24 protein-coding genes and 2 tRNA genes are annotated in these 26,367 nt (G+C 52.9%); 12 read left to right on the top strand and 14 right to left on the bottom strand.

What is annotated here, in order from left to right; genetic code table 11:
* The first annotated feature begins 536 nt into the window (after positions 1-536).
* From D1831_RS07440 to dltC, 3 genes are all read left to right on the top strand, one after another.
* Positions 537-953, top strand: coding sequence for a GtrA family protein (locus D1831_RS07440; RefSeq protein ID WP_125072301.1), 417 nt, complete (start codon positions 537-539; stop codon positions 951-953).
* Between the two features lie 16 nt (positions 954-969).
* On the top strand, positions 970-1,626 hold the full coding sequence (locus tag D1831_RS07435) for a phosphatase PAP2 family protein (protein WP_125072300.1): 657 nt from the start codon (positions 970-972) through the stop codon (positions 1,624-1,626).
* Between the two features lie 318 nt (positions 1,627-1,944).
* Positions 1,945-2,187: a D-alanine--poly(phosphoribitol) ligase subunit DltC gene (dltC, locus tag D1831_RS07430; RefSeq protein ID WP_125072299.1), complete on the top strand. Its 243-nt coding sequence runs from the start codon at positions 1,945-1,947 to the stop codon at positions 2,185-2,187.
* 102 nt (positions 2,188-2,289) lie between these two features.
* On the opposite strand, the gene D1831_RS07425 is transcribed toward dltC, so the two are convergent.
* Entirely contained in the window at positions 2,290-4,338 is a 2,049-nt protein-coding gene (locus D1831_RS07425) for a hypothetical protein (RefSeq protein WP_125072298.1), read from the bottom strand.
* Positions 4,335-5,330 (bottom strand): glycosyltransferase family 2 protein, encoded by a 996-nt coding sequence (locus tag D1831_RS07420; protein WP_125072297.1) that lies wholly within the window; start codon positions 5,328-5,330, stop codon positions 4,335-4,337. The genes D1831_RS07425 and D1831_RS07420 overlap by 4 nt, the downstream gene beginning before the upstream one ends.
* Before the next feature lie 272 nt (positions 5,331-5,602).
* Between D1831_RS07420 and D1831_RS07415 the strand changes: the two genes are divergently transcribed.
* The 5 genes from D1831_RS07415 to D1831_RS07395 all read left to right on the top strand — a co-directional run bounded on the left by D1831_RS07415 (position 5,603) and on the right by D1831_RS07395 (position 11,776).
* Positions 5,603-6,295 carry a response regulator transcription factor gene (locus D1831_RS07415; protein ID WP_125072296.1) on the top strand — a complete coding sequence of 231 codons (693 nt, stop codon included), beginning with the start codon at positions 5,603-5,605 and terminating at the stop codon, positions 6,293-6,295.
* Positions 6,288-7,673, top strand: a complete 1,386-nt coding sequence (locus D1831_RS07410; RefSeq protein WP_158610646.1) for a sensor histidine kinase — start codon at positions 6,288-6,290, stop codon at positions 7,671-7,673. Before D1831_RS07415 ends, D1831_RS07410 begins: the two co-directional genes overlap by 8 nt.
* Before the next feature lie 159 nt (positions 7,674-7,832).
* The gene (locus D1831_RS07405) at positions 7,833-10,388 is read left to right on the top strand and encodes a YfhO family protein (protein ID WP_125072294.1); all 2,556 of its coding nucleotides are present in this window, start codon (positions 7,833-7,835) and stop codon (positions 10,386-10,388) included.
* Positions 10,389-10,541: 153 nt separating this feature from the next.
* A complete protein-coding gene (locus tag D1831_RS07400; RefSeq protein ID WP_125072293.1) occupies positions 10,542-11,180 on the top strand; it encodes a DNA-3-methyladenine glycosylase family protein in 639 nt (212 codons plus the stop codon).
* A gap of 239 nt (positions 11,181-11,419) precedes the next feature.
* Entirely contained in the window at positions 11,420-11,776 is a 357-nt protein-coding gene (locus tag D1831_RS07395) for a hypothetical protein (RefSeq protein WP_125072292.1), read from the top strand.
* A gap of 151 nt (positions 11,777-11,927) precedes the next feature.
* On the opposite strand, the gene D1831_RS07390 is transcribed toward D1831_RS07395, so the two are convergent.
* From D1831_RS07390 to D1831_RS07370, 5 genes are all read right to left on the bottom strand, one after another.
* Positions 11,928-13,385 (bottom strand): serine hydrolase, encoded by a 1,458-nt coding sequence (locus D1831_RS07390; RefSeq protein ID WP_125072291.1) that lies wholly within the window; start codon positions 13,383-13,385, stop codon positions 11,928-11,930.
* Positions 13,386-13,548: 163 nt separating this feature from the next.
* Positions 13,549-14,208, bottom strand: a complete 660-nt coding sequence (locus D1831_RS07385) for a hypothetical protein (RefSeq protein WP_125072290.1) — start codon at positions 14,206-14,208, stop codon at positions 13,549-13,551.
* A gap of 433 nt (positions 14,209-14,641) precedes the next feature.
* On the bottom strand, positions 14,642-15,577 hold the full coding sequence (locus tag D1831_RS07380; RefSeq protein ID WP_125072289.1) for a DMT family transporter: 936 nt from the start codon (positions 15,575-15,577) through the stop codon (positions 14,642-14,644).
* 204 nt (positions 15,578-15,781) lie between these two features.
* Entirely contained in the window at positions 15,782-16,564 is a 783-nt protein-coding gene (locus D1831_RS07375; protein WP_125072288.1) for an LPXTG cell wall anchor domain-containing protein, read from the bottom strand.
* A 409-nt stretch (positions 16,565-16,973) separates the two neighbouring features.
* Positions 16,974-18,974 (bottom strand): ABC transporter ATP-binding protein/permease, encoded by a 2,001-nt coding sequence (locus D1831_RS07370; RefSeq protein WP_125072287.1) that lies wholly within the window; start codon positions 18,972-18,974, stop codon positions 16,974-16,976.
* Between the two features lie 242 nt (positions 18,975-19,216).
* On the opposite strand from D1831_RS07370, the gene D1831_RS07365 reads away from it, so the two are divergent.
* The 3 genes from D1831_RS07365 to D1831_RS07355 all read left to right on the top strand — a co-directional run bounded on the left by D1831_RS07365 (position 19,217) and on the right by D1831_RS07355 (position 20,380).
* Positions 19,217-19,528 (top strand): type II toxin-antitoxin system RelB/DinJ family antitoxin, encoded by a 312-nt coding sequence (locus tag D1831_RS07365; RefSeq protein WP_125072286.1) that lies wholly within the window; start codon positions 19,217-19,219, stop codon positions 19,526-19,528.
* Between the two features lie 50 nt (positions 19,529-19,578).
* Positions 19,579-19,779, top strand: a complete 201-nt coding sequence (locus tag D1831_RS14925; RefSeq protein WP_125072304.1) for a type II toxin-antitoxin system RelE/ParE family toxin — start codon at positions 19,579-19,581, stop codon at positions 19,777-19,779.
* 244 nt (positions 19,780-20,023) lie between these two features.
* Positions 20,024-20,380, top strand: coding sequence for a hypothetical protein (locus D1831_RS07355; protein ID WP_125072285.1), 357 nt, complete (start codon positions 20,024-20,026; stop codon positions 20,378-20,380).
* Positions 20,381-20,454: 74 nt separating this feature from the next.
* Here the strand turns inward: D1831_RS07355 and argS are convergent, their stop codons facing one another.
* The 6 genes from argS to D1831_RS07325 all read right to left on the bottom strand — a co-directional run bounded on the left by argS (position 20,455) and on the right by D1831_RS07325 (position 24,880).
* Positions 20,455-22,143 carry an arginine--tRNA ligase gene (gene argS / locus D1831_RS07350; protein ID WP_125072284.1) on the bottom strand — a complete coding sequence of 563 codons (1,689 nt, stop codon included), beginning with the start codon at positions 22,141-22,143 and terminating at the stop codon, positions 20,455-20,457.
* 271 nt (positions 22,144-22,414) lie between these two features.
* Positions 22,415-22,861 carry a GNAT family N-acetyltransferase gene (locus tag D1831_RS07345; protein WP_125072283.1) on the bottom strand — a complete coding sequence of 149 codons (447 nt, stop codon included), beginning with the start codon at positions 22,859-22,861 and terminating at the stop codon, positions 22,415-22,417.
* 63 nt (positions 22,862-22,924) lie between these two features.
* Positions 22,925-22,999, bottom strand: a tRNA-Asp gene (locus tag D1831_RS07340).
* 41 nt (positions 23,000-23,040) lie between these two features.
* A tRNA-Gly gene (locus D1831_RS07335) sits at positions 23,041-23,111 on the bottom strand.
* Positions 23,112-23,175: 64 nt separating this feature from the next.
* A complete protein-coding gene (locus D1831_RS07330; RefSeq protein ID WP_125072282.1) occupies positions 23,176-23,421 on the bottom strand; it encodes a DUF2187 domain-containing protein in 246 nt (81 codons plus the stop codon).
* 67 nt (positions 23,422-23,488) lie between these two features.
* The gene (locus tag D1831_RS07325) at positions 23,489-24,880 is read right to left on the bottom strand and encodes an MATE family efflux transporter (protein ID WP_125072281.1); all 1,392 of its coding nucleotides are present in this window, start codon (positions 24,878-24,880) and stop codon (positions 23,489-23,491) included.
* Positions 24,881-25,151: 271 nt separating this feature from the next.
* On the opposite strand from D1831_RS07325, the gene D1831_RS07320 reads away from it, so the two are divergent.
* Positions 25,152-25,943 carry a tyrosine-protein phosphatase gene (locus D1831_RS07320; RefSeq protein ID WP_158610645.1) on the top strand — a complete coding sequence of 264 codons (792 nt, stop codon included), beginning with the start codon at positions 25,152-25,154 and terminating at the stop codon, positions 25,941-25,943.
* A 145-nt stretch (positions 25,944-26,088) separates the two neighbouring features.
* Here the strand turns inward: D1831_RS07320 and D1831_RS07315 are convergent, their stop codons facing one another.
* A complete protein-coding gene (locus D1831_RS07315; RefSeq protein ID WP_125072279.1) occupies positions 26,089-26,355 on the bottom strand; it encodes a hypothetical protein in 267 nt (88 codons plus the stop codon).
* Positions 26,356-26,367: the final 12 nt, after the last annotated feature.

The raw sequence follows: 26,367 nt of genomic DNA, 5'->3' as shown, positions 1-26,367 counted from the left end.
TCTTTACATTATTAAAAATTTTATTTCAAGTCTATTGTTTTTGAATATTTTTTATTTTTCAACGTCTTAATCATAACTAACAACACGCATTTAGTACCCAATGACGTTTATTTTAACTAGATTATTTTCAAAGATGCGCCCGCATATTTCTAACCTTCACCCCTTAGTTCAAAGACTAATCTCACCAGCCGGACAGCCACTTTGTTCGTCGGTCTTCCCCCCGATTTCCCTGCCGCGGTCGCTTAGATTTTTTAGTTAATTTTTTATCCCAAACGGGCAGCTTTACTGTATTTTCGGCGTTAACGGCCTTAAGCTTAGCAAACATCAAGGAATTTATGAGAAATTATCATCATTTCTTCAGTCGCCATAGGGGGCAAGCGCCGCACGAGAACCGTATGCTTAAAGCAAAAGTACGGTACTACTGATCATGACCACTTTAAACTAAGCGCGGTCACGATCGTGTCGATTGCACGCCCCCCCGTTGGCCTAAGTTTCTTAAAACGTCAAAAGCCGGTCGAATAAGGAGGCCATTTTTTATGATTCAGCTTGTCCAGCAAGTTTGGCAACGTCACCGCAGCGTGCTCGCCTACCTCATTTTCGGGGGTCTGACGACCGCGGTCAACTTCATTTTATTCGGAGTGCTGACCCTGCCCGCCGTTAACTGTCCCTACCTGATCAGTAACGTGATTGCCTGGTTCGGGTCGGTGCTGTTCGCCTACGTCACCAACCGCCGTTGGGTCTTTGACAGTCAAGCCACCACGCTGCGGGCCCGGGTCCGCGAAGTTGCCAGCTTTTTCTGGTACCGCGCGCTCAGTCTGGGCGTTGATGAATTAATTATGTTCGTCGGGGTCAGTTTACTCGCAGGCAACGGCATGCTGGTCAAGCTGATCGACCAAGTGATCATCGTCTTGATCAACTGGGTCTTCAGTAAGTACCTCATTTTCAAAAAATAATCAAGGAGTCCTGTCCATGTTAAAACGCACCGACCACGAGCGCCAACTGGCCTGGGCCTGCTTCGGGCTGACGGCAATTCTGGCGATTCTCGTCAAGGTCAACGCCACCGTGATTCAACAATTTGATAATCTGAGTTTTCAAGCCGTCGCCAAACTCGACGGTGTCACCATGACGACCGTTTTTAAACTGATCACCACGGTGGCTAGTCCGGCCGTCACGCTCGCCGTGGCGTTACTGTTTGGAATCGTGCTCTACGTCACCCATCACCGCACCCTCGGAATCCTAGCCATCACGACCATGTTTGGCGGGGACGCCGCCGCGCTGGTCGTAAAATTTCTCGTTCAACGCAATCGACCGACCCAACAGCTCATGCCGGACACCGGTTACAGTTTTCCGAGCGGCCACGTCTTCGGCACCACCCTACTGGTCACGATCCTGTTAGCGATTGGGCTGCCGTTTATTCGCTCCCACGCCGTACAAGTTGGGTTAATCGTCCTCGGCATCGTCTGGATCCTAATCGTCTTAATCAGCCGGGTCTACCTGCGTGACCACTTCGCGTCGGACACCGCCGGCAGTTTGGCCCTAGCAAGTGGTTGCTGGCAACAGGGCCGCGCCTGGTTCTGGTCCTGGCAACCCCGGGCCCACGCCATTTTAAACCGCCAAAACGACTAATCGGCTTAACTGAGAAAAGTTCAGCGACCGTTCAGTTTTTCCAAGTCACACCACGACCCCAGCCAGGTTAAACTAACCCGAACCCGGCTGAGGTCGTGGTGTTTTTTCTGGCACCCCGCCCACTATCCTGATACTGGTGCTTGACGGCTGTTTTGCACCGGCAGCTGGGCAGGCGCCACTTGAAAACGAACTTCCGGCCAATTGACATTTCAACAAGTGAACGTTAAAACTTGCTAAAGAAAGCGTCGAAATGCTTTAGTTTGTCAAAACTATGCTAAGCTATAAGGGTTCAAATCTATCAAAATACAAGGGGAGTTATTGATCATGGATGACACAAAAGCAACGGTTTTATCAATTTTACAAGATCTAACGGGGGAAGACGTTTCCGGTAACATGGATACCAACTTATTTGACGAGGGGATCTTGGATTCGATGGGTTCCGTTCAACTGCTATTGGAACTTCAAAATCAACTCGGCATCGAAGTTCCCGTTTCTGAATTTGAACGTTCCGAATGGGACACCCCCGCAAAAATCGTGGCTAAAGTTCAAAGCATGCAGTAATTCATTAACCACTTACTTTTAAACAAATTAAACCAGCTAGGCGCTGCGAAACGATTGATTTCGCGCTTCCTAGCTGGTTTTTAATTGCTGATAAAGTCCGCCTTACTTGGCCTGACTGCTGATTGGCAGGCGTTTTAATACCGGTAAGGCCCCACCGAAGAACACCACGGCGATCAGCGTACTGACGAGTCCGCCGCTTAACGTCCGCGGCGGGTGCACCTCCTGAACTGAATACTGTAAATAACTGCGGCTGTGCGGCGTGATCTTACCGTTTAACGGGTTATACGGCGCCTCCGCCGTCCCGTAACTGACCGTGCTGAGCCCCAGGTTCGTGATCGTGACCCGCAGCGTTGTGTGCCGGGTCGTCGGGTAGCGGATCGATTGCAGATCCCGCGGCGTCCCCGCCTGATTAAAAATCACCCGGCCGCCCGCTTCAATTTGAACGTTCACTAAACCGTAGCGGTTATGCAGCGGTGACAAGCTTAAGCGGTTACTGCGTCCGGCCGTTTTGATCGTCTGGGTGACCGATTGTTCCGGCTTTAAGGTCCGGTGCGTGTTTTCAACGTAGTTCCCGTTCCCCTGCACGGCGACCGTCGTGTGGGTAATCAGGGTCCGCTGACTGGTCTGCCAGAGACTTAACAAACTAAACACGGCCAGACCGCTCATCGCCGCCAGCCCGACTTTACGCGTTCGCGGCGTGAGTACCCACTGCGGCCGTTCGCAAATACCAATCACGCCGAGTAACATTAAGCCCGGCAATAGCGGTAAGGCGTAGCGCGGCTCGACCTCCCAAAAGACAACGTGAAACGCCGTTAATCCGAGGATCGTCAGCGCGATGAACAGCGGCCCCGGCCGCAGCGTTCGCGCGGTCACGAGGACGATGATGGCTTCGATCAGTAACGTTAAATAAATCACCTGGGTCATGATGACTAGCCAGAATTGAATGTTGCGCTGGCCGGTCACGTAAAAGCGCGGTGCTTTGATCCACTGGGTCGTCAGCTTAAAACTGTCAAAGTCCCCGGTCGCCCAAAACACCCGCATCTTTTTGGTCAGGTGCACGGCCGTCCCGGTCACGCCCATTTGCTTCAGGCGGCCCCGGATCATCTTGGCCGTCCGGCGATTCTTCGCCGCGGCGGTCGGCTTGCGGTTGACCGACTCGAAGTCAGCGTAGTTATACTGGCCGCTGTGTTTCGGGTTTAAACTCATCGCGATCCAGCTAGTCGCCGGCAACTGGTCGTTGGCAGTGGGCCGAAACCCGGCCTGCTTGCGCCAGGCGCCCATCAGACTAAAGACTAACCCGAGGGTCACCAGCGTGCTGACAAGCCAGCCTAACGCCGTTTGCCAGGTCACGTGGCGCTGTTGCCACAAGACGAGGATCAACAGCAGCGTGGCGATCCAAAAGACCACCAAGTTGGACTTCATGGCGACCCCCACGGCTAGCAGTAAGCCGGCCGCGATCAAACCACCCCAGCGCCGCCAACCGGAACGCCCTAACGCCCAGGTCATTAGGGCCAGGCAGTTGAGCACCATCGGCAAGACGAGCGCGTCGGTGTAGGCGTACAACGCGTACGAATAAACGGGCGGACTAACTAACCAAAAACCGGCTAACCAGACGGCCCCCGGGCGCGCGTGGTGCCAGTGGCGTAACAGGTACAGCCCGCTGAATAGCGCGCTGTCGACCCACAAAAACCGTAGGACGTTTAACACGGTCCACGGCGGCGAAACGACCGTCGTGACCACCTTGATCAGCGTCGCCTCGAGCAGCGTAAAGTTCACGTTGTTCGGGTAGATGGCAAAGTAGTGCATCCAGGTGTGGTCCCCACGGGCTAACGTAAGGGCCTGGGTGCGGACGTAAAAGGCGTCCGCGCGGCTCACGTCCACAAAGTTGACGGCCACGACGAGTTGGGTCACGGCAATTAGAATCAGTAAGCCGACGACCACCCGCCGATACGTTGCCGATGACCAGCGCCGCATCCACTGTCGCAGCGCGTTGACAAGGATCAAAAACGCGAGGGTAAAACTGCCAATTACCACGGGGGAAGCTAAGTCCGGGTCACCGAAAAAATTCACGGGCTGCAACCAAGCCACTAACCCGGCCCAGCCCAGAACTCCCGCGGCTAGCCAATTAATTCCCTTTAAAACGCGGTTCATGAACGAACGCGTTGATTATTTAATACCGCGGGTTGCTGCGTCGCGGTATAGTCGTCCGTTTCGATAATGTAACGCGGACGGCGTTTGACTTCGGCAAAAATCTTCCCAACGTACTCGCCAACGATACTGATCCCAATCAGCTGCATCCCGCCTAGGAACCATAAACTGGTCATCAGCGAGGCCCAGCCGTCGACGGTGTTGCCGAGTAAGTGTTGGACTAAGGCGAAGATCATCATTAACAGGCTGACGCCGCTAATTAAGACCCCCACCGACAAGATGGCTTTGATTGGCGCAATCGAAAACGAGGTGATTCCGTCCATCGCGAAGGCGATCATTTTCTTTAACGGGTACTTGGACTTGCCGGCCATCCGCGGCTTGCGCCGGTAGTACAGCTTGGTGGTTGGAAAGCCCAGTTGGGGCACGATGCCCCGTAAAAATAAGTTGGTTTCGGAGTATTCCATTAACGCGTCGACCGCCCGTTGGCTAAGCAGCCGGAAATCGGCGTGGTCCGGGACTAGTTGGACCCCAATCTTGCGCATCATGCCGTAGAAGGTCTCGGCGGTCCAGCGTTTAAAGTGCGAGTCGCTCGAGCGGTCGTTGCGGACCCCTAAAACGACGTCGTTGCCCGCTTTGAACCGGGCGACCATTTCGGGAATCACCTGCGGATCATCCTGCAAATCGGCGTCAATGGTGATCACGGCGTCGGAAGTTGCCCCAGCAACCTTCATCCCCGCCATTAACGCGTTTTGGTGGCCAAAGTTGCGACTAAACTTTAAGCCGCAAAAGATCTTGGACTGCCGTTCCAAGTTCTTAATGATCGGCCAAGTTTTATCAGTACTTCCATCGTCTACGAACAGTACCTTGCTGTCCCGGTTGATCTGATCACTCTGGATCAGTTTCTGAATGATCGTTCCCAGTACTTTGGAAGAAGTGGGTAAAACCTCCTCTTCATCGTAACAAGGCACGATAATCGTTAAACGCGGTTGTTGCATCGTAACGACCCCTTTCTATTCCCATAAACCTAACTCAAATATCGATGGATTCAAGGTTAGTATAGAAAATCGCGGGTTGAAAAACTAGTTATTGCTCCTAAATGTTTTCTGAAATTTTTTCAGAATCTTTTCAGTTAAACGCGGTGGCTGATTTGACGCGGTTTTCCTAAAATAGACGTATTATGATAGTTGAAAGTCCAAACGGCATGATTATTCACCGTAAATATCAAAATCATTATAATTAATCAAAAAAGTAAGGAAAGTGAGCAACGATGGCCACTATTTTACTGGTTGACGACGAAACGAGCGTCATCGACTTTTTACAACAAGAACTCGCCTTTGAAGACTACCGGGTGATTACCGCCACGGACGGTCAGCAGGCCCTGCAAACTTATCAGGACCACCAGGCCGACCTCGACTTAATCATCCTTGACTGGATGTTACCCAAGGTGGACGGCCTAGAAGTACTGCGGCGCATCCGCAAACACGATGACATCCCGGTCATCATGATGACCGCCCGCGACTACGTTGGTGACAAGGTCGCCGGCTTAGACGGCGGTGCCGACGACTACATCACCAAACCGTTTGACACCGAGGAACTGCTGGCCCGTATCCGGGTGAGCCTGCGTCACGAACAACGCGACCACCGGCCCCAAGAAGTGTACCGGTTTGCCGACTTGGAACTCAATACCAAGGCCCGCCAAGTCCACCGCGACCACCGGCTGGTCCAACTCACGCAGCGGGAATACGACTTATTATTGGCCCTGTTAAAAAACGCCCCCGAAACGCTGACCCGCGACGAACTGCTCGACCAGGTCTGGGGCGTGGACTTTGACGGACAGCCCAACATCGTGGACGTCTACGTCCGCTACTTGCGCCACAAGATCGATACCGACCAGGACCGCAAGTTGATCCACACCGTCCGCGGCGTCGGGTACTGTCTGCGAGATGACGCCCATGCTTAATTTCATCAAGGGACGTTCTAACGCCGCCGAAATTGCCCGCACCTTTACCGTGATGATGCTGATCATTATTTTTATCACCGGGTTATCGGTTTCGACCGTCGTCGGCTGGCGGCTCACCCACAACCGGATGGACGACGCCGCCACCCTGATGAAAAGTCTGCAACGCTCGGTGACCGACGACGATCCCGACTGGAACCAGTGGAACTTAAACAGCCCGATCAATACCAAGGACACCTACGTCAAGGTCGACACGGCCACCCGCAAACGGGGCCACCACACCTACTATTCGCCCCGCGCTAAAAAGTTCCTCAAAGCACGGGAGCTCACCGTTCCGGGCTTTCCCGCCATTCGCTACCGGCGCGGTTACGGCCTATTTTACCGGCTGGGGGCTGAAAAAAAACGGGTCTATTACGAAACGTGGACTAGTTTGAATACGGTAATTCACATTTTTAAGTTGATTTTAGGAGACATGTTACTGGTGTTAATGATTTGTGGCGTGTTAGGCTACTTTGTGATGGGATGGCTCGCCAAACGGCTGAACCGCCCCCTCGCCGATCTCACCCGCGCCGCGTCCCGGATCAACCACGCCGAAAACGTTTCGTACCACGAAGCGTTACCGGTGCCGGACCATCCCGCGGAAGTGCACCACTTAGGACTTGAGATCAACGAGTTACTGCAATCACTCAACGAGCAGGTGCTGCGTGACCACCAATTCGTATCCGACGCGTCCCACGAGTTACGGACGCCGCTAACGGCAATTCGGGGTCACATTAGTTTAATTAAACGCCGGGGGGAGCAGCACCCGGAAATCATTCCGCGCTCACTAAACTTTATCGACCACGAGTCGCACCGGATGGAGACGCTGGTGGAAAGCCTGCTACGACTTTCACGCATGGACCACGTCGACGTGGCGGGCGGTTATTACGACCTCACCAAGCTGGTCGAAGAGACCGTCACCAACTACCGGGAAAACTTGCCGCAGCCGATCCGTTTACACGTGCCACCGTCGGCCCTCACCGCTTACGTGAACGCCGACAGTTTACAACAGATTTTAGTGGCGTTGCTGAGTAACGCCAGCAAGTATTCACCAACCAACGCGCCCATTACGGTCACGCTGACCACGCTAAACGGCCAGCCCACCGTGACCGTTGCCGACCGGGGAATGGGGATTCCGGACGACAACAAACCACACGTTTTTGAACGCTTTTACCGCGTCGATCAGGCCCGGTCCCAGGAAATTCCGGGAACCGGGCTGGGCCTAGCCATCGTCGCGCGCCTCGTGGATCTGAACCACGCCACGATCAGCGTGCACGACAACCAGCCGCGCGGTACCATTTTTACCTTACAATTAGCAACGACCCCTCCGGTTGGCGCTTAATCCCCAAGACACTTGTGACTTTTCTCAGGTGTCTTTAATTTTCGCGCTTTTTTCTGAAAAATTTTCAGAAAGTTCTCTTTTGACCTAAGTAGTTGGTTTCTAGCCGCTTTTTTATAATGAAGTCGTCGTAAAATCAAAAGGTATCGGAGTTGAGCAGGGATGTTGAAACCATTACAACAACGGGCGTGGGTGCGGCCAGTGTGCGCCGGGGTCCTCGCGTTACTCATTTTGAGCGTGATTTTTATCGCAACGGGCATCACCCCGTTTGGTCAGCGCAATTTATTAATTAGCGATATGGGGGGCCAGTACCTTTCCTTTTTCACCGCGTACCGGCACGCTATTTTGGAACACAATTTTCAGCTCTACTCGTTTTCTCAATCCCTCGGGGGCAGTGCGGTCCCGACCATCGCTTACTACCTGATGAGTCCCTTTAACCTGCTGATCCTGCTTTTCCCAGCGGCCAACTTACCGACCGGACTAAGCCTGATCATCATGGTCAAAATTGCCGCCATTGCCGTGACGACGACCCTCTTTTTACAGACCCACTACCGCACGCCGCGCTGGGCCACGGTATTATTCGGCGTGGCGTTCAGCTTATCGGGCTTTGTCGCCTTAAACTACTTTACGATCATGTGGTTGGACGCGCTGATCTGGCTGCCGCTCGTGATCATGGGGCTCGAACACCTGATTACGACCGGCCGGCCCGCGATGTTTTTCTGGTGGCTGTGGGTCAGCATCGTCACCAACTACTACCTCGGCTACATGACCTGCCTGTTTGTCATCTGTTACTTCGTTTACCTGCTGTTCGAAATGAAGGCGCCCGGCAGTTCCATTTGGCAGGCCGTTAAAATGCAGGCCCGCCTGATCGGCAAAGTTTGCTTAACGGCGCTCCTCAGCGGGTTAAGCACGCTGTTTTTACTGATCCCGACCGCCCTGGGGATGTTAAAAACCGCCAAGTCCGCGGTCAAAACGACCAGCTACTTACCGGTCCCCCAGTTCGGTTTCAGCGCGTTAAGCCAGTTGGGACTGGGCGCTAACAACTACGCCACCCGGCTTGAACACACGCCGACCATCTTTAGTACCACGCTGGTCGTGTTGCTGGTCATGGTCTTTTTCGTCCACCCCAACGTGCGGCGCGCGCACAAGTGGCACGTTTTCGGCCTGTTATTAACGCTCTTTTTGAGCATGGAAATTCGGACCCTCGACACCGCCTGGCACATGTTCCAGCGGCCGGCCGGGTTTCCGTACCGCGAAGCCTTTTTCTTCAGTTTCGTTTTGGTGATGGTCGCCTTTGAAGCGTGGCAAGCCAACGCTAAAGCCATCGCAAACAAGTGGCAGTGGCTCCTCCCGAGCGGGTTGGCGTTAGCGCTGATCGTCGGCTGGCAGCGGCAGCGCCACGCCGCCGCTCCGTTAGCAAGCCATATTCTGTTATTGAGCCTAGCCTTCGTCGTCATCACCGCCCTGATCCTGTTTGCCACCCGCAAATTCCTGCGGGCCGGCCTCTTGACCGGGGTGGTCGCGGCCGAACTCGTCAGCAACGGCGTGTTGACCATGCAAAAGTCCCCGTTTGGCAACCAAACCGCCTTTAATAAGGCCTACCAGACCGAGTACCGCCAAATGCAGGCGGTCAACGACCCGGACGGCCAGCTTTACCGGGTCGAAAACCAGAACACGCTGATCAATAAGGCTTACAACTACGATAGCAAGTACCGCAATTACAACGACCCGATGCTGTTTAACTTCCACGACATCACCTACTACAGTTCCACCTTCGACAACCAGACCCGCTTAATGCTGAAATCACTGGGACTGTTTAGCAAAAACGCCCGCCGGGTCAGCTCGGAAGGCTTGAACCCGGTCAGCGCGATGCTGCTGGGCGTCAAGTACAGTGTTAACCTGAACGCCACCGGCCGCGCCACGACCACCGCGTTAGCTAGTCACGCCGGTATGGGCTTCGCGGTGCCGGACGCCGTGACCCGCGTCGCCCTGCGGCCCAACAGTGCCATCGTTAATCAGGAGCGCATCTTACAAAGCTTGCGGCCGCGCAAAACGCCGTACTTTGCCGCCGCGACGGTGCTCAAACACCAGGTCAAGCGCGACCCGGCCGCGAAACAGTACCGTTACCGCCACACGCTCCGTTTAAGGGTCAACCACACCGGTGACTTGTACTACGACGACACGGCCGCCACGAGCAAGTACACCACCATGCGGGTCAACGGGCGGCTATTGGCCACCAAGTTTAACCCGAACGGCGGCATCGTTCTCCGCGACCTCGGTCACTTTAAAAAGGGCACGGTGGTCACGTTAACGGTCACGACGACCAGGGCGCAATTTGACGGGCACATGCACATCGCCAGTCTGGACCAGGCCGCCTTTCAAAACGTTTACCACGTGCTGCAACGGAGCGCGTTCGTGCCCGAATACCACGCCTCCGGGTTCCGCACGGTCGTTTCGGGCAATGTCGATAACGTCAACGACCGTCACTGGCTCTACGTCGCCATTCCCGCCGACTCCGGCTGGCACGTGAGCGTCAACGGCCGCCCCGTCACTAGCAAAACGGTGGTCGGCGGCATGCAAGCCCTACCGATTCAGGCCGGGCGCAACACCGTCAAACTGGTCTATCACGTGCCGGGCGGTACCAGCGGCCTGCTCGTTTCAATCATCAGCTTGCTCGGCTTTACCGCCTTGGCCTGGTACGGTCGGCGCCGGCGGTAAGTCTGATCAAAATAAGCACCACGGCAGCGCAACGGGTCCTCCCAATCAGCGCTGCCTTTTTTAGTCTCAGCTACCGCCCCCACCCGTGGCCGGTAAAATTTAACCCGGGGACCCGGAACGGTGCTACCATGTGACTTAAAGCGAGGTCTTAAGATGCCACGATACGATCAGAATTCACCCGCCATTCAGTATTTAAGCCGGCGGGACAAACACTTAGTAAAAGTCATTCGGATGGTCGGGCCACTCGAATACGTGCCCGCCGCGGACGGTTACGCCTTTTTAGTCACCCAGATCATCGGGCAAATGTTGTCAAATAAGGTTGCCGCGGTCCTGACCGCGCGGCTCCGGGTCCAGTGTGCCGGCCAACTCGGACTAGCGGCCATCAACCAACTGACGGATAGCCAGATCCGTCAAATTGGGATTTCCCACACCAAGGTTGGCTACATCCGCAACCTGTCCGCGGCCGCCAGTACCGGTCAAATTAGCGCTGACCGCTACCAGTCGCTGAGCGACGCCGCCATTATCCAAGATTTAACCACCATCAAAGGCATCGGCCAGTGGTCCGCCAAAATGTACCTGATTTTTGTTCTCGACCGCCCCAACGTGTTACCCGTCGAGGACGTCGCTTTTCTACAAGGGTACGGTTGGGTTTACAAAACGAAGGACTACCACCCCGCCGCGGTCCGCAAAAAGTGCCGCAAGTGGCGCCCCTACGCCTCCCTGGCTGCCCGCTACCTCTACGTTGCCCTCGACAGCGGCCTCACGAAGCAACCGTTTCACCTGTTTAAATAGGGCGCCGGAACTTGCAGCCCAACCGTTTTCGCCCCATCGCAAATTCCGGTAACGATGAGGCAAGTGCCGTCTACCGTGTCCCACCCGGCAACTAACCGGCATTAAAAGGTTTTAAAACAAGCGGCTTGATCGCATTATCGGTGATTAACCCATTGATATCATCAGACCGATTATTAATTATGTTTTAGGGTTGTATCAACTTATTAATGGTCGTAGTCTGAGCTTGGGAGGCGTTCACCATGCCAAAATATCAATGGGGGTTAAAAATTATCGGTACGCTGGCAGCGCTGTATTCGGCGTTCATTCTTTTGATCAACGCGTTTGCGAACATTGCGGGTCCCGGCTACCAATTGAATACCGGACAACTCATGATCTGGATAGCGGGCATTCTGGTTTTGCTGGAATTACTGGACCTCTGGCAGAGAAGCCGGCCGCTTAATCTAATGGCTTTCATCATCAGCTTAATCACGATCTTCATCACGTTGTACGTCCAGCTGCGCGTCTTTGACGTTCCCGACATCCCAACGATCGTTGGTGTTATCCTATTAAGCCTCGTGATGGGCCTTTTAACTTGCACTCACCATCAACCAGTCTAGAACTGAGTTGCGAGGCACTTCATCAAAACGCAGCGGCCGCTTTTAACCGGTCCGGCGCCAAAAAGGTCACCCACCAAAACACGGTGGGTGACCTTTTATGCTTATCACGATTGAATTTGGCATTCCTAATAAGGTTGCCGAATTTTTATAATTAATAAACGATTTTTTGCACGTTTTCGGCAATCTTGGCGATCCGTGGGAAACCGGTGAAGGCGTGTTGGCCGTGACCCCAGGTGAGGACCGCGAGTAAGTAGCGTTGCCCGTTTGGCATCGTCACGATCCCGGCGTCACCGTTGTTGTCGTAGAGGAAGCCAACTTTATCCTGCACCGTAGTGCCCGGGTTGGCGCGGGTAACACCCGTTGGAATCCCCTTACGGTAAACTTGCCGCCCCATCAAGCCCAAAATGAAGGCCCGGTCCTTTTTATTGGTGAAGGCCTTTTTCCCATTTTGCAAGTCCTTTAAAACTTTGATCAGGCTGTTAGCGGTCGTCATCGAGTTGCGGGTCGCGCTAAACGGATCCCCGTAATAACCCTGTGACGCTAACCAGTGGTTAATGTTCGTCCGACCGTATTTTTGTAAAATGCTGACCGGGTAGTCGTTGGCGGAATTAACGATCATCCGCGTCATCCCCGCCCGGTTGGCCTTAGTCCAAGAAAACCGGTGCTGTTGCTTCAGATGCATCAGGTACGCCGCGATGTAGAGCTTATACGTGCTGGCCGAAGTTGTCACGTGGTTACCGCGGGCGTTTACGGCGAGTTTACCGCTCTTATAAACGGCCGCGTGCTTAGCCTTAGCCGCGGCACTGCCCTTCACCGGTGACAAATTGTAAAACGCCACTTCGGCGGTCTTATCCTTTGTGACCGACTTAAGGTACTTCTTCAACTTAGCCTTAATTTTAGCCTGGTGCTTGGCGACACTGTAATAGGTCCCCGCTTTGAGGTCCTTACGCCAAACCCAGCCCTTGGTCTTCCCACTAGTTACGTGGTAGTACGAATAGGGTTTGCCGTTTTGGTAGTACGTCCGTTTTTGAGTCACCTTATAAGTCTTAGTCTTACTGAGAGCCTTGCCCTTCGTCCAGTGCATGACGGCCCGTTTACCGGAAAATTGGTAAACCTTGGCGGTCGGGGCCTTGGCTTTCTTGAACGTTTTGACCCGGACGTAGTTTTTGGCCTTCAGCTTTTTCGGCGCGTCGGATTGGTAATGACGGCCGGCTTTTAAGCGGCTCTGCGCGACCCACCCCGTGGCGCCGTTACGGGCGTTTTTTACGTATAAATAACGCACCGTTTGACCGTTCGGCGTGGTCACGTCAGTTTGCGCCGTGGCGGTCCAAGTCGTCGTCGTGTAATTTTTTAAGTTGTGGTTCGCCTTCAACGTCACGTCCGCGGTACTCCCGGTCATAGCGTAGGTTTTGCCACCGTTGACGGCGTAGTACGCGGTCGCCGGTAATTTAACCGTCGCCGTGCGCGTCGTGGCCGGCGCTGGTTTCGTTTGATCCGTGGCGGCCGGCGTTGTGTCAGCGTTTACAACCGTTGGCGTGAGTAACGTCAACCCCCCGATGACGGCGGCGACACCGAGTACTAATCCCCGATTCCCCTGGGTAATGCTCATGATAATTCCCCTTTTCAAATAACATTTATTAAACGCCTTCAATTATAATTTAATTAATTAATAAATGAAATGGTTATTTAGATATTTATATTAACCATTGAACCGCGCCACAAAAAAACGGCCGGACCAGTTGACTGGTCACGTCCGTTATCCCGCTGCCGAATTAGGCAACTAATTTGTCCAAAAAATGTTCCACGTCGTCGATGACCCGTCCCGGATTCTGCCGGGCGTCCGCTAACGTGCCTAACGGCTGCAGATCCAGCGCGGCAAATTCCGAGTACTGGAACTGAAATTCCCGGTGAAACGGGACCAGTTCCTTGGCGGGGAGCACCTGTTTGACCGCCGCTGGTGACGGGCAGTCGTTAAAGACCGTATAGATCGTCGGGTGGGTGTTCGTATATTCCATGCTAAATTGCAGCGTTCCAAGATCCTCAAATAATTGCTGGCTCAGGTCACTCTTAGCGGAGTAGGTCAAGATGACTTCGTCCGCTAACGGCAACCAGCACTGGTTTAATAACCACGTGTAGTTGGCGTGGCGCGGCCCACTTGAAGCTAGGTCGATCAATAAGTAGTCGGTTTTAATAAATTGTAGGTCTAACCAAAAGTTTTCCAGTTGTTCTGGTGATTCTAACTCCGTTTGCCACTGGTGTTGACGCTTATTCGGACTAACGCGGGTCCAGGTCACGGTCTCATAATCGCAGTGCACGATGGTGACCGAAACACCCCGGTCACGTAAAACGTTTGCAAAAGCAAGGGTCAGTAAACTCTTACCACTGGCCGTTTGCGTACCACCAATGAGCAGCGTACGCGTCTTTTTTCTCAATTTAATTACCCCATATTTCTTTGAAAGTACCCACAGCATAACCGCTTCACACCCAAATTACTAGCCTAGAATTGCATCTCACGGTTAATAGAACGCGATTAATGAGAAAATACTGATAAGTTGCTTGACAAATTAATTTTTAGATCAATTAAACCGGTCAACTTTAGTAGGTTCATTCAAGTGACCACTGGACGTTGGTTTAAATTGTCACGCAACTCATTAGTCTAGGTGGTACACAATTAATCGGCATGCTACTTAATGTCCCGAAAGTTAGCCCCGTTGAACTTTAAATGAGTTTTTACTAACAATTAACGTTCCGATAATTAACTAACCAAATGCAAGTGCTGGCCCCAACCCACACTTAACTGGCTCCCAAAAAAGGACTGATTGGAATTGCGCCGCTCAGTCCCCAGTTGTTAGTTATTACGGTGCCTTACAGCAAACGAATTACGGCCACACCAATGATCATGACCAGTAACCCGCCCAGTTGCACCAGCGTTACCGGGTGGCGCGGCGCCTGTAACCAACCGAACTGGTCGATCAGCAAGCTGCCCGCCATTAAACCGACTAAAACAATCACGACCGCTAGACCGGTCCCCACCAGCTGAACTAAGACCACGTTACCTAAAACGTAGAGCGCACCGAGTGCCCCACCGACCCACATCCACCAGGGATTGGGCCGTCCGTCCGGCTGGGTCAGTTTAAACGGGGTCCGGGTCGCTAACACGATGACGAGCAGGATCAGCATCCCCATCAAAAAAGAGGTCAAAGCCGCCTGCAACGACGACCCCAGCACCAACCCGAGGTGCCCGTTGACCGCCGTTTGGGAGGCACTAAGCATCCCCGTAAATACGCCGACTAAGCGCCACCAGCCCTTGTGGCTCCCACGCGCCGTGGTCACCGGGTGGTGATGGTTTTCCAGCCACGGGTTTAACGCGACCGTGATCAAGACGCCCCCTAACACTAGGCCGGCGCCTAGCACCCGGCTCACGGTCAAACGGGCCACGCTGGCTCCAAACCAGCCGAAGTTATCGACCAGCAGTCCCATCAGGATCTGACCTAAAACCGGCATAATGACCGTTTGAACACTGCCGAGCTTGGGAAAGAGCAGGATGTTACCGGTCAAATAAATGACACCAAACAACCCGCCCAGCCAAATCCAGGCCGGGGCCGTCGTGAAGACGTTAGGACTAAATCCCAACTGGTGTTCCGCTAGCAGCGTGACCACCGCCAAGAACAGCGTCCCTAACGTAAACGACGCTAAGGACGCCAAAAACGGTGACCCCACTGAACGGCGCAACCGCGAATTTAACCCCGTTTGGATTGGCAGTCCCAACCCAATCGTTAACCCAATCAACATTGCTAACATAACGTAAGCCCCCTACTAAAAATTAAAGATCAATTCAGCTTCGACCAAGTAACGTGACTAAGTCAAAGGTTCCGAATCATTGCTTCGTTTTTATTTTAGCGCTTTCATCCGCTAGAATGCTAGCTTTTTTTGACAACTTTAGACCGATCATCCGCCCCATAAAAACGGGTGACCGGCCCAATCAGATTCTAAAACCGCTTTTGATTAGTGCGTGAGTTTGCGATACACCCAGCTTCCAATAATCAAGAGTAGGCCGAGCCCAACCACCGTGCCCGGCAGGTTCGCCCGCTCACTAGTTTGAGGCAACCGTTGTGTTCTACCCATCGATGGCTCCGGTACGGACGTGGTCGGCTTAGTAGTTTCAACGGACGTAGTCGCCGTATCCGGCGACGTTGTTTGGTCGGTGTCTTGATCCGCCACTTCACGGCTGGTCGGTACCGTTGATTGGGATTCAGCGTCGGCGTCGAATGGTTCACTCGGCGCGTTTTCCGTAGCCGCAGCCCGTGGCGACCGGCGCGCGCGGTGCGTCCTGGTTTGGGCAGCCTGCTCAGTCACACGCGGTGTGCGCTGCGTCACCCGGGCCACCATTTGTGCCGGGGTGACGGGTTGCACGGGACCATAAAAGTGGGCCCGACCGGACTCGTCAATGCGGTAATTAGTCGGCCGCTGACCCTTCGGCAAATAATAACTCCGGAACTTGTCGCGCGGGTTGGAAACACCGTATTCGTTGGGCACCGGCAAGCGGGCTTCACGGGTATGTGCTTGTCCAGCCGGACTATCGGCCAGGACTAAGCGCCCGTGGGCCACAACGTATTCGTCGTAGTTGGCCGTGGCGGAGGCGCGCGCAGTCGCGAGCTGGATTGGCCGGACCGTTGAACGCGGCCTTGAAGTGGTCAGTACCGGCGCGGCTTGTGCCGTAAGCGTCGGCGTAGACAACGTCGCGACAACTAATAAAGTCCCCATTAATAACCGTACAACAGGTTTCATTTTTTTCAGACTCCTTTAAGGTAATGGTGAGTGCGATCGACTAGGTCGGATGACCGGTGCGTTGGTACGGTTTTATTATCAACTTCCGGCACTTAAAAACAACTCTGAGTGCCGGTTTGGCCCGCTGCTTTCGAATAACCACCCTTAAACGAAACCGGTCAATTTAAATTTTTTAATCGGCCCCGGCTACCCGTTTTTTTCCACCCGTCGCCCCCGTATTCAACGACCGCAATTATTGAGCCATTACCCATAAAAAAATCCGATTATTTTTTAATAACCGTGAAACTATCTCCCAATTAATAAAACGCGGCCAGTTTTAACTATTCAATCGAACGACTAAACGCGCCAACGACCCCCGTTCAAAGTAGGATCATTGACGCGTTTTAAAATTGGAGTTACTCATAATTACCTATTTTGCGGCCAGCGCCTTAATGGGATTGGCCCGGGCCGCCCGCCGTGCCGGTAAGATGGCGGCTAACCAGGCGATCACGATGGCTAAGCCAAAGATCAGCGCGATGCTGGTCGCGTGGATTTGGACCAGCGGGTAACCGGCGATCCGGTATAACCAGTGGTTTAAAATGGCGCCGAGACCGTACGCTAAGCCGGTCGCTAAAACGGCACTTAACCCGCCCAGCATCAGCGCCTCGCTGGTGAATAACCGGCGAATGTCGCGGCGACTCTCACCCAGTGAGCGCAGCACCCCGATTTCCTTCATGCGGGCGCTGACCGACATGTACATCGTCACGATGATCATCAGCGCCGACACGGCCAGCGAAATCCCGGCAATGGCGGCCAGTACCGCGGTCGCAATGCCCACGTACGTGTTGACCCGGTCCAAAGTCGTTGAAATACTGTTGGCGGAAAACTGTTGCTGACCACCGACCTTGAGCTGGTTGATCTCGTTTACGACCGCCTCGTTTTGTTCACGAACGGCCACCCGGACCGTCGCGAAGGTCGGTTGTTTAGACAAACCGGCCGCCTGCGACATCGATTGCATGGTGGCGTAGTTGACCGCGTTTAAACTGGCCCCGGACGGACTATCGACAATCCCGGCAACTTTTAACTGCCGCTGTACGGTCACCGGCCGGCCCTTAGCGTTGAGCGTCTGGTAAGCGACGGTGACCGTTTTGCCGACGAGTTGCCGCCAATTCGTTGCGGACCACTTCTGGGCGATCGTGGTTTTATCGAGGACGATTTGGTTATTGCCCGCGGGGTGGCCGGCTTTTAAGCTGGAAACCGGGTCGGTACTGGTCCAAGTCGTCAGCTCCGGTGCCGAGTAGCGGTTATTGCCGATACTGATGGTCGCGTTGGTCGCTGAGATCCCCGGTTCCACCCCAATCACGTGGTGCAACTCCCGTAGTGCCTGGAGTTGTTGTGGTGAAAAGGTCTGCATGTGGGGCGCGATCGTGCCGGCCACCGCCGGGTCAACCGCGGCCGACTGTTCTTCCTGGTCCTTGCCGTTATTACTATAGCGCATGACGGTGATCGACTGCGGGTCGACCACGTTATTGATCTGGTGGTTGATGTAGCCGCGAATTCCGTTGCCTAAACCGGCAAACAACATCACCGCAAAGAGACCGATGGCGGTCCCCAGCACGATCAAACTGTTCCAGCTCCACGTGAACCGCATGTGGCGAAAGGCGGTCGTAAACGAAACGTGCAGTGGGAGCGGTCGCGTCGCGATCGTTTGCCGCGCCGGGGCCGGTTGGGTCTGGTCGCTGGCCAGTGGCCGCAACACTTGTTGGTCCTTAATTTGGCCGTCCACCAAGTGTTCCACCCGGTTGGCGGCCTGCGCGACCCGGTCCGAGTGGGTCACGCAAATGACCATCCGCCCGTCCGCCGCGATTTGTTGTAAAATGCGCATGACTTCGGCGGTGTTATCGGCGTCCAAAGCGCCGGTCGGTTCGTCGGCCACCACGATTGGCGGGTCGCCCGCCAGCGCCCGGGCAATCGCGACCCGTTGCTGCTGCCCACCGGAAAGCTGACTCGGGTACTTTTTAGCCTGATCCGCTAACCCCACCTGTTGCAGTAGTTCGTGGGCCCGGCGCGTGCGTTCACCGCGGGACAGTTTGGTCATATCAAGGGCTAACAAAACGTTTTCTAGCACGTTTAAATGGCGAATTAAATTATAGCTTTGCGAAATGTAACCAATCGTTTCACGACGGTAGCGGTCCAGTTGCCGGTCGCGCAAGTGGTCCAACTCCTGACCGTGGACCGTGACCGTCCCGTCAAACTGGCGGTCTAACCCGCTGATGATGTTCATCAGGGTCGTTTTCCCGCCACCGGATTCCCCTAAAATGGCCACGAACTCCCCTAACTCCACCGTTAAATCGATACCCTTCAAAACCGGAAAGGCCCGTTTGCCAATGTAATAACTTTTACGGATGCCCCGTAGTTCCAAATAAGCCATACCGTTTCCCCCATTTTCTACTATCAGTCATGCCTAAGCTTAGCATTTCAAGGCTCAACCGGGGACTTTGACCCGTTGGTACCGTTAGTTTACTTATGTTTTTCGTCGGAGAAAAAAGCGGGATTGCTTTGGAAAGTTTAATTCTACGATTGATTTATCTTGCTTAATCCGTTCCCTAAATGTGCACAATTTAGCACCTTTTAGCACTCAGGTGTTACACCGTACAGTGTGAGGTGAAAATTATGAGTGAAAAATTCATTCCTAAAAAAGCTAGAATCGTTGTTAATACTGATGAACAGATCAAAACAGACGCTAATGAAACTTTTGAAAAAATGGGACTAAATTTGTCCCAAGGGATCGTGCTATATTTAAGAGAAATTATTGCAACTGGTAAGCTTCCCTTTGAAATTCAAACTCCCGCGACGCGTATCAAAGCAGAAAACGCCGAAGCGCTTGCAGAGGTTCGCGCTGGTAAAAGAAAAGCTTACTCCCGCGAGGAGTACATGAAACACTTTGATGAACAAATGCGGGAGGCCAATCGTGAAGACGTCTAACCGTGAGTTGCGTAAAAAACATTATCGAATGGATAAGTTAAAAAAAAGCAATTGCCGTTATCTTAGATGAAAACGAAGATCTTTTAAAAACTAAGTATAAATTACACGCCCTATCAGGTGACAAGAGCGGACTATACGACATTCACCTTGAAAGCAATTGGTTACTTATATATGAAATTACTGACAATACTTTGTTTTTAACCCTAACTTTATCCGCAACGGGGACCCACCAAGCCACGCTCGGCAAATGATTGGCACGTTTTTTGGGATTCAATCCCGTTTACAGCTCTGACTTTAGTTCGGTCACTAACCTACGCAACCACCCGTGGATACTTTCAACCCTCACCGTTGTATACTATCAACAATCACACGTTCGAGTGGGAGGTCACGGCAATAAAACTAATTAAAACTTTTATTTTTTCGTACGTGCGGGTACTGATCTTTTTTGCCCTGACCTTCTACGCAACAACCGCCAGTCCGAGCGGGCCCTTCGTTTTGAAATGGAACTGGGTCAACGGTTATCTGACCGCGGCCTACTTACTCTTTTACCCGTTAGTCATTTACTTTGCCCCCCAGCTTAACCGTAACCCGTTGAAGTTCGTCTCACTGGGAACCCGTGCTTTACACCAAATCACCGCGGCGCACCATAACCTTGGCGACATCTACCGGGACGGTGTCGGTAGTCACGACCGGTTAGCCGCTTATAACGAAATGAACGACAATCAAATGAACATGACCCTCAACTTCATTATTCAGGGCGTGCTACTACCGGTGGCGTTACCGGTGCTCCTCATTATTTTGGGCCGGTGCTGGTGGGAGCACCAAACTGAATCGCCAAACGCGCACCATTAAAAAGAAGTTGCCACACTCTAACTGAGCATGGCAACTTCTTTTTTGGGCTGATTAAGTCCCGTGATTAATTTAAATTACATTTCGTCCGGTGCCTTGACGCCAAGTAAGCGCAGGGCCTCTTTGAGCACGATGCTGACACTCTTTACGAGGGCCAAACGGGCGTTTAATTCATCGTCTTCAACTAGGATCTTGGTGTTACCGTAATACTTGTTAAAGGCTTTGGCTAAGTGAATAGCGTACTTTGCGACGACGGACGGTTCGTATTCGGTGCTGGCACGAACCACCGTTGCCGGGAATTCGCTCAGTAACTTCAAGGTATCCCAAGCGGCCGGGTCGCTTAAAGCCTGACCGTCCGTGGCAATCGCTGGGCTGCCAGCTTTGCGCAGGATACTTTCGGCCCGGGCGTGGGCGTATTGAACGTACGGCCCGGTTTCCCCTTCAAACCGCACGACTTCTTCCAAGTTAAAGTCGAAGCTGTTCATCCGTTCGTTCTTCAAGTCGTGGAACACCACGGCTCCGATCCCCACGGCGTCGGCCACGGCATCCTTGTTAGCTAAGTCCGGGTTCTTGGCTTCGATTTGTTCGTGCGCCAAGCTGACCGCGTCGTCTAAGACCTTGTCCAGCAAGATCACGCGCCCACTCCGCGTTGATAACTTCTTACCATTGGAAGTGATCAAACCGAACGGAATGTGGTGGATCTGGTCGGCCCAGTCAAAGCCCATTTCCGTTAACACGGCCTTCAATTGCTTGAAGTGGTTGGTTTGTTCGTTCCCCACGACGTACAGGGATTGCACGAAGTCGTAGGTCCGTTTGCGGTAAATGGCCGCAGCCAAGTCCCGGGTGATGTAGAGCGTCGCGCCGTCGGACTTCTTGATCAGCGCCGGGTTCAGGTCGTACTTGCTTAAGTCGACGACTTCGGCTCCCTGGCTTTCGTGTAACAAGTTTTTACTTTCCAAAATGTCAACGACTTCGGCCATCTTGTCGTTGTAGAAGGCTTCCCCCTTGAAGGAATCGAAGTCGATATCCAAACGTTTGTAGATCTTCTTAAAAGCCTTCAACGATTCGGAACGGAACCACGACCACAGGTGGGTGGCTTCTTCGTCGCCGTTTTCCAGCTTCTTGAACCATTCACGGGCTTCGTCGTCCATTTCGGGGTGGTCGACGTCTTCTTTATGAAAACGCACGTAGTACTTCAGTAAGTTGTTGATCGGGTCGGCTTTAACTTCTGCTTCACTCCCCCACATCTTGTAGGCGGTGATCAGCTTCCCAAACTGGGTGCCCCAGTCGCCCAAGTGGTTGATTTTAACCGGTTGGTAGTCCAACTTGCTTAAGATGTTGGCTAAGGAGTTCCCAATTACCGTAGAACGTAAGTGGCCCATTGAGATCGGTTTAGCAATGTTTGGTGAAGACATGTCGATTGGGACTTGGCCCTGTTCACCAAGTTTGCCGTCACCAAAGTGCTCCGCCTGCGTCAAAACTTGACTCATAATGTCGGCGGAAAAGGCGTCCTTTTTGAAGAAAAAGTTAACGTACGGGCCCATCGCAACGACCTTTTCAAAGTTGCTTTGGTCGATTTTTGCCACCACGTCGCCGGCGATCATTTGCGGTGCTTTGTGCATGATCTTGGCTAACGTAAAGGTTGGAAACGCTAAGTCCCCCTGCTTGGACGTCTTCGGTTGTTCGATCTTGCTTAAGATGTCGTCCGTTGATAAATCTGGTAAGGCCGGTGCTAAGGCATCCGCCACGAGTTGTTTGTAATCCAAAATATTTCCTCCTCGGGTTTAACGGGATAAAAAAAGTCCCCTACACATTGTTTAAACATGTAAGAGACGAGATTTTCCCGCGGTACCACTCTAATTGATATAATATCCACTTAATTATCGAATTGTCGTCTTCAAAAGCGCGCTTCGAACGGCACTGGGCTCGGCTGACACCATCCCGAACTCGCTAAACCAGTGTGACGTTCTACTCCTCTTTCTCGTTAGACGTGAAAATTTTAACGTGTGTTAGTATAACAGACTTTACGAACTTTGACTAGCGTAACGCTAAAACCATGTCTTGATGCGGAATACCGTCTTCTAAATACACCGCTGAGACCGGCACAAAACCAAACGACCGGTAAAAGCGGTCTAAGTAGTGCTGGGCCTGAATGTTGATCTGCGTCGTCGCCGACCACTGGCGCTTGATTTGCGCGATCGCCTGGTGGACCAGTTCCTGACCGTGGCCGCCACCACGGGCCGCTGGGCTGACGATCACGCGGCCGATTCTCGCCTGGTCATTGGGTTCCCGCATTAAGCGCGCGTAAGCTAATAACTGGCCGTCCGCACCGCTGCCCAATAAGTGGGTCGCCGTTAAATCTAAATCGTCCACTTCCTGGTAGGCACAGGCCTGTTCAACCACGAAAACCGCCACCCGTAACTTGTACACGGCGTGGAGTTGGCGCGGCGTTAAAGTGTCCAATTGATAGGTTTTAAATTGCATGACCATTCCTCCGTTTATTATTCATCACACAAAAAAAGACATTCCTCAGAATGCCTTACCAGACGGTCCGTACGAGACTCGAACTCGTGATCTCCTGCGTGACAGGCAGGCGTCCTAAACCAACTAGACCAACGGACCATGGGTTGGAGCCGTGCGTGACTGCTCCGAATTAAAACTTAAGCGGGTGACGAGAATCGGACTCGCGACGCAAGCTTGGGAAGCTTGAATTTTACCACTAAACTACACCCGCATTTGACAACAGAAATTAGTATAGCATACATTTTTTCCGTTGTCATGGTTATTTATAAATTTTTTTACGCTTCGGGTTCTGGAACTTTGACCGGCTTCGGTGCCGCCTTGATCATTTTGGCGTCCCCTTTGCGAACAACCGCACGGTGATTGTATTCGTTCACGATTGGTTCATCGGACTTATCGAATTCCTTGATCAAGATCAGAACTGAATTTTCATACACCTTTTCGATCTCACCCTTGAAATTGTGTTCCAGTGAAGCAAATTTTTTACCTTGGACGTAATCGCCAATTTTTAATTCTACCGCCATGTGTTGTCTCCTTAATTAAAATTGATAACAAATATTATCAAAAAATGTCAAAGCACGCAAGTCCAAATTACTCTTTTACGACGTTTTCTAACGCGGGTGCCACTTTTTCAGGGTGTTCCCGTTCATTACGCGCGCGTAACCGGAGTTCGCGGACCGCCTTTACGTAGGCTGGTAACAAAACTGCGCAGGACCCGAGCCACGCGAGCGGTTCGGAGCTGCAGGCCCCCGGATAAGCGAAGAACCGGACTAAGATCAGCGCGGCAAACACCCGCATAAATAGTTCGGCGGCCCCCGCTAAGGTTGGGATGGCACTGCGGCCGAGCCCTTGCAGCGTGTTACGCATGATGAACAGCATTGATAATAGGATGTAGGTACTCCCAATCACGTTAAAATACGTTTGCGACAAGTTTAAAACGGCCATGTCCTGGTGACCGACGAACAACCCCACTAACTGCTTACCCCAAATAATTTCGATCAGCCCGGCGGCGACGCTAAAACTCCCGGATAACCACATGGTCTGTTTGACCCCCTTGATGATCCGTTCGTACTTGTGCGCGCCGAAGTTTTGAGCGGCGAAGGTCGCCATCGTGACCCCGAACGACATTAACGGTTGGGTAGCCACTTGGTCGATCTTCTGCGCGGCGGTCGTGGCGGCCACCGAGTTGGTCCCCAAACTATTTAACGCCGCTTGTAACACGATCGTCCCAATCGCGATGATCGACATTTGAAAGGCCATTGGCAGCCCAACGTTTAAATGGGCCTTCACTTCGGACCAGACCAGCTTAAAGTGGCGGCGACCAATGTGTAAGATTGGCACCTTCGCCACGATGTAGACCACGCACATCAAGGTTGCAATTAATTGGGCCAGGATGGTTGCCCAGCCGGCCCCGGCGATGCCCCAGTGAAAACCGAGGATGAATAACAGTTCCAACCCAATGTTAATTAACGAACTGACGATCAGAAACCACAACGGCGTCCGGCTGTCCCCGAGGGCGCGAATAATGTTCGATAACAGGTTAAACGCAATTGGCGCCAGCATCCCGCCCAGCATGATCTGCAAGAAGGTCCGGGCGTCGGCCATGATATCACTCGGCGTTTGCATCAAAACTAAAATGTGGTCGACAAAGATCATCGAAATAATGGTCAGGATGATGCCAACGATCAGACTGACCACGATACTAATCGCAAAACTGCGCCTGACACCCTTGTAATCCTTAGCCCCAAAGTACTGCGCGGTCAGGATCGATAACCCGGCCGTGAGCCCCTGTGCAAAGCCAATGATTAAGAACTGAACACTCCCGGTCGAGCCCACGGCGGCTAAGGCTTTAACGCCCAGCGTCTGGCCAACGATCAGTGTGTCTGATAAACTGTAAAATTGCTGAAAAATGTTTCCGATTAGTAACGGAATCGTAAACCAAAAAATTAGTTTTAACGGTTTCCCCTTTGTTAAATCGTTCATTTTCGCACCCCTTTCATCTATTAAGTTGGCAGCCAAGCAACCGGTTTCAGACTGACCGGACTGCTAAGCAAACTTTGCTAGTATATCAACTTTGGGGCCCGAATACTAGTCATTTGCCCGAAAAGTGCAAAGTCCTGACTTTTGCGCACCTTCACCCGGATTTTGACGCCTTTTGAATAAATAAACATACCGCACGAAGGAGCCGTTTTGCCCCCGCATACCCGACCAACACCGGTATACTAGGGGCAAACCATGATGGGGGATGGACGTTATGTCACGACTTTTTAAACCACTTGCCATTATCTTATTAGCGGTCGGCCTGCTCAGCGGCTGTACGGCGGAGGCCGACCCGATCAGCGGAACTTACGGGCAGCGAATCAACCTAAAGGGCGCCAGCAACACCCAGGACCTCGGCGGGATCAAAACGACGAGCGGTCAGCGAATCCGCTCGCACCGGCTGATTCGCAGTAATCAACTGGCCCATTTGACCAAGGCGGACGTCCGCACCCTGACGCACCGTTTTCACGTCACCAAGGTGGCCGATTTACGCTCCCACGACGAGATCCAAACTACACCGGACGTGGAAATGCCCGGTGTCACCTACTATCAGGACAGCGTGGTGGCCGACCACCAGTTGCCAGTCACCACTAAACGTTACTACCAGGACTTAGTTGCCACCCCGATCGCCGTTCAGGGTTACGCCACGCTGTTCAAACAACTGTTAGCCAACCACAACGGCGCGCTGCTGTACCACTGCACCTACGGCAAAGACCGTACCGGCGTGGCCACCATGCTGATTTTGACGGCACTGGGCGTTTCTAAACAAACCATCGTGCGGGAATATCTACGTTCCAACGTCAACCTCGCACAGGGGTCCCGGCTGACCTTCAAGGACCCAGCCGACCCCAACCAAGCGTTTAAGCGCGTCACGACGGGTGACCTGAACGCCGCTTACCAGGAGATCAACCACCGCTACGGTTCGACCACGAAGTTCTTGCGGCGCCTCGGCGTCACCAGTGCTAAACAGCAAACCTTGCGGCGGATGTATTTAACGGCAAAATAAGGCCGCCAACCATAAAACTATCGCTCCCACGCGTGTTCATTTGAACAAAATCTGTGTGGGAGCGATAGTTTTAATTAGTTTAGATTGACTAGTATTGGTCGGTTACCGAACTGAACACAGAACGACTCGCTACTATGTTAATGCGTCAGTCACCGTAACTGATGTGGGCCATTACACCGGGGTGGTCAAAGGTAATCCCGGCAATCCGGTCAACTTCAGAATTGCTCATTTCCAACTCGTGAGCCCAAACGTCCCGGTAGATGGCCCAAGCCGTTGTCCGGCTAATCTCCTGACACGGAATATTAGCTGGAAGGTCACCGTGCTGTTCCAGCAACGTTCGGCGTGCGACCCAGGCGTTGTGATGCGCGACGAGGACGAATTGATTAGGCGTACCAAATTTAAAGTAATGCAATGCCACCCGTCC

It is taken from the genome of Lactiplantibacillus garii (assembly GCF_003885105.1).
Taxonomy (GTDB): domain Bacteria; phylum Bacillota; class Bacilli; order Lactobacillales; family Lactobacillaceae; genus Lactiplantibacillus; species Lactiplantibacillus garii.
This window is presented reverse-complemented; position numbering and strand designations above follow the sequence as displayed.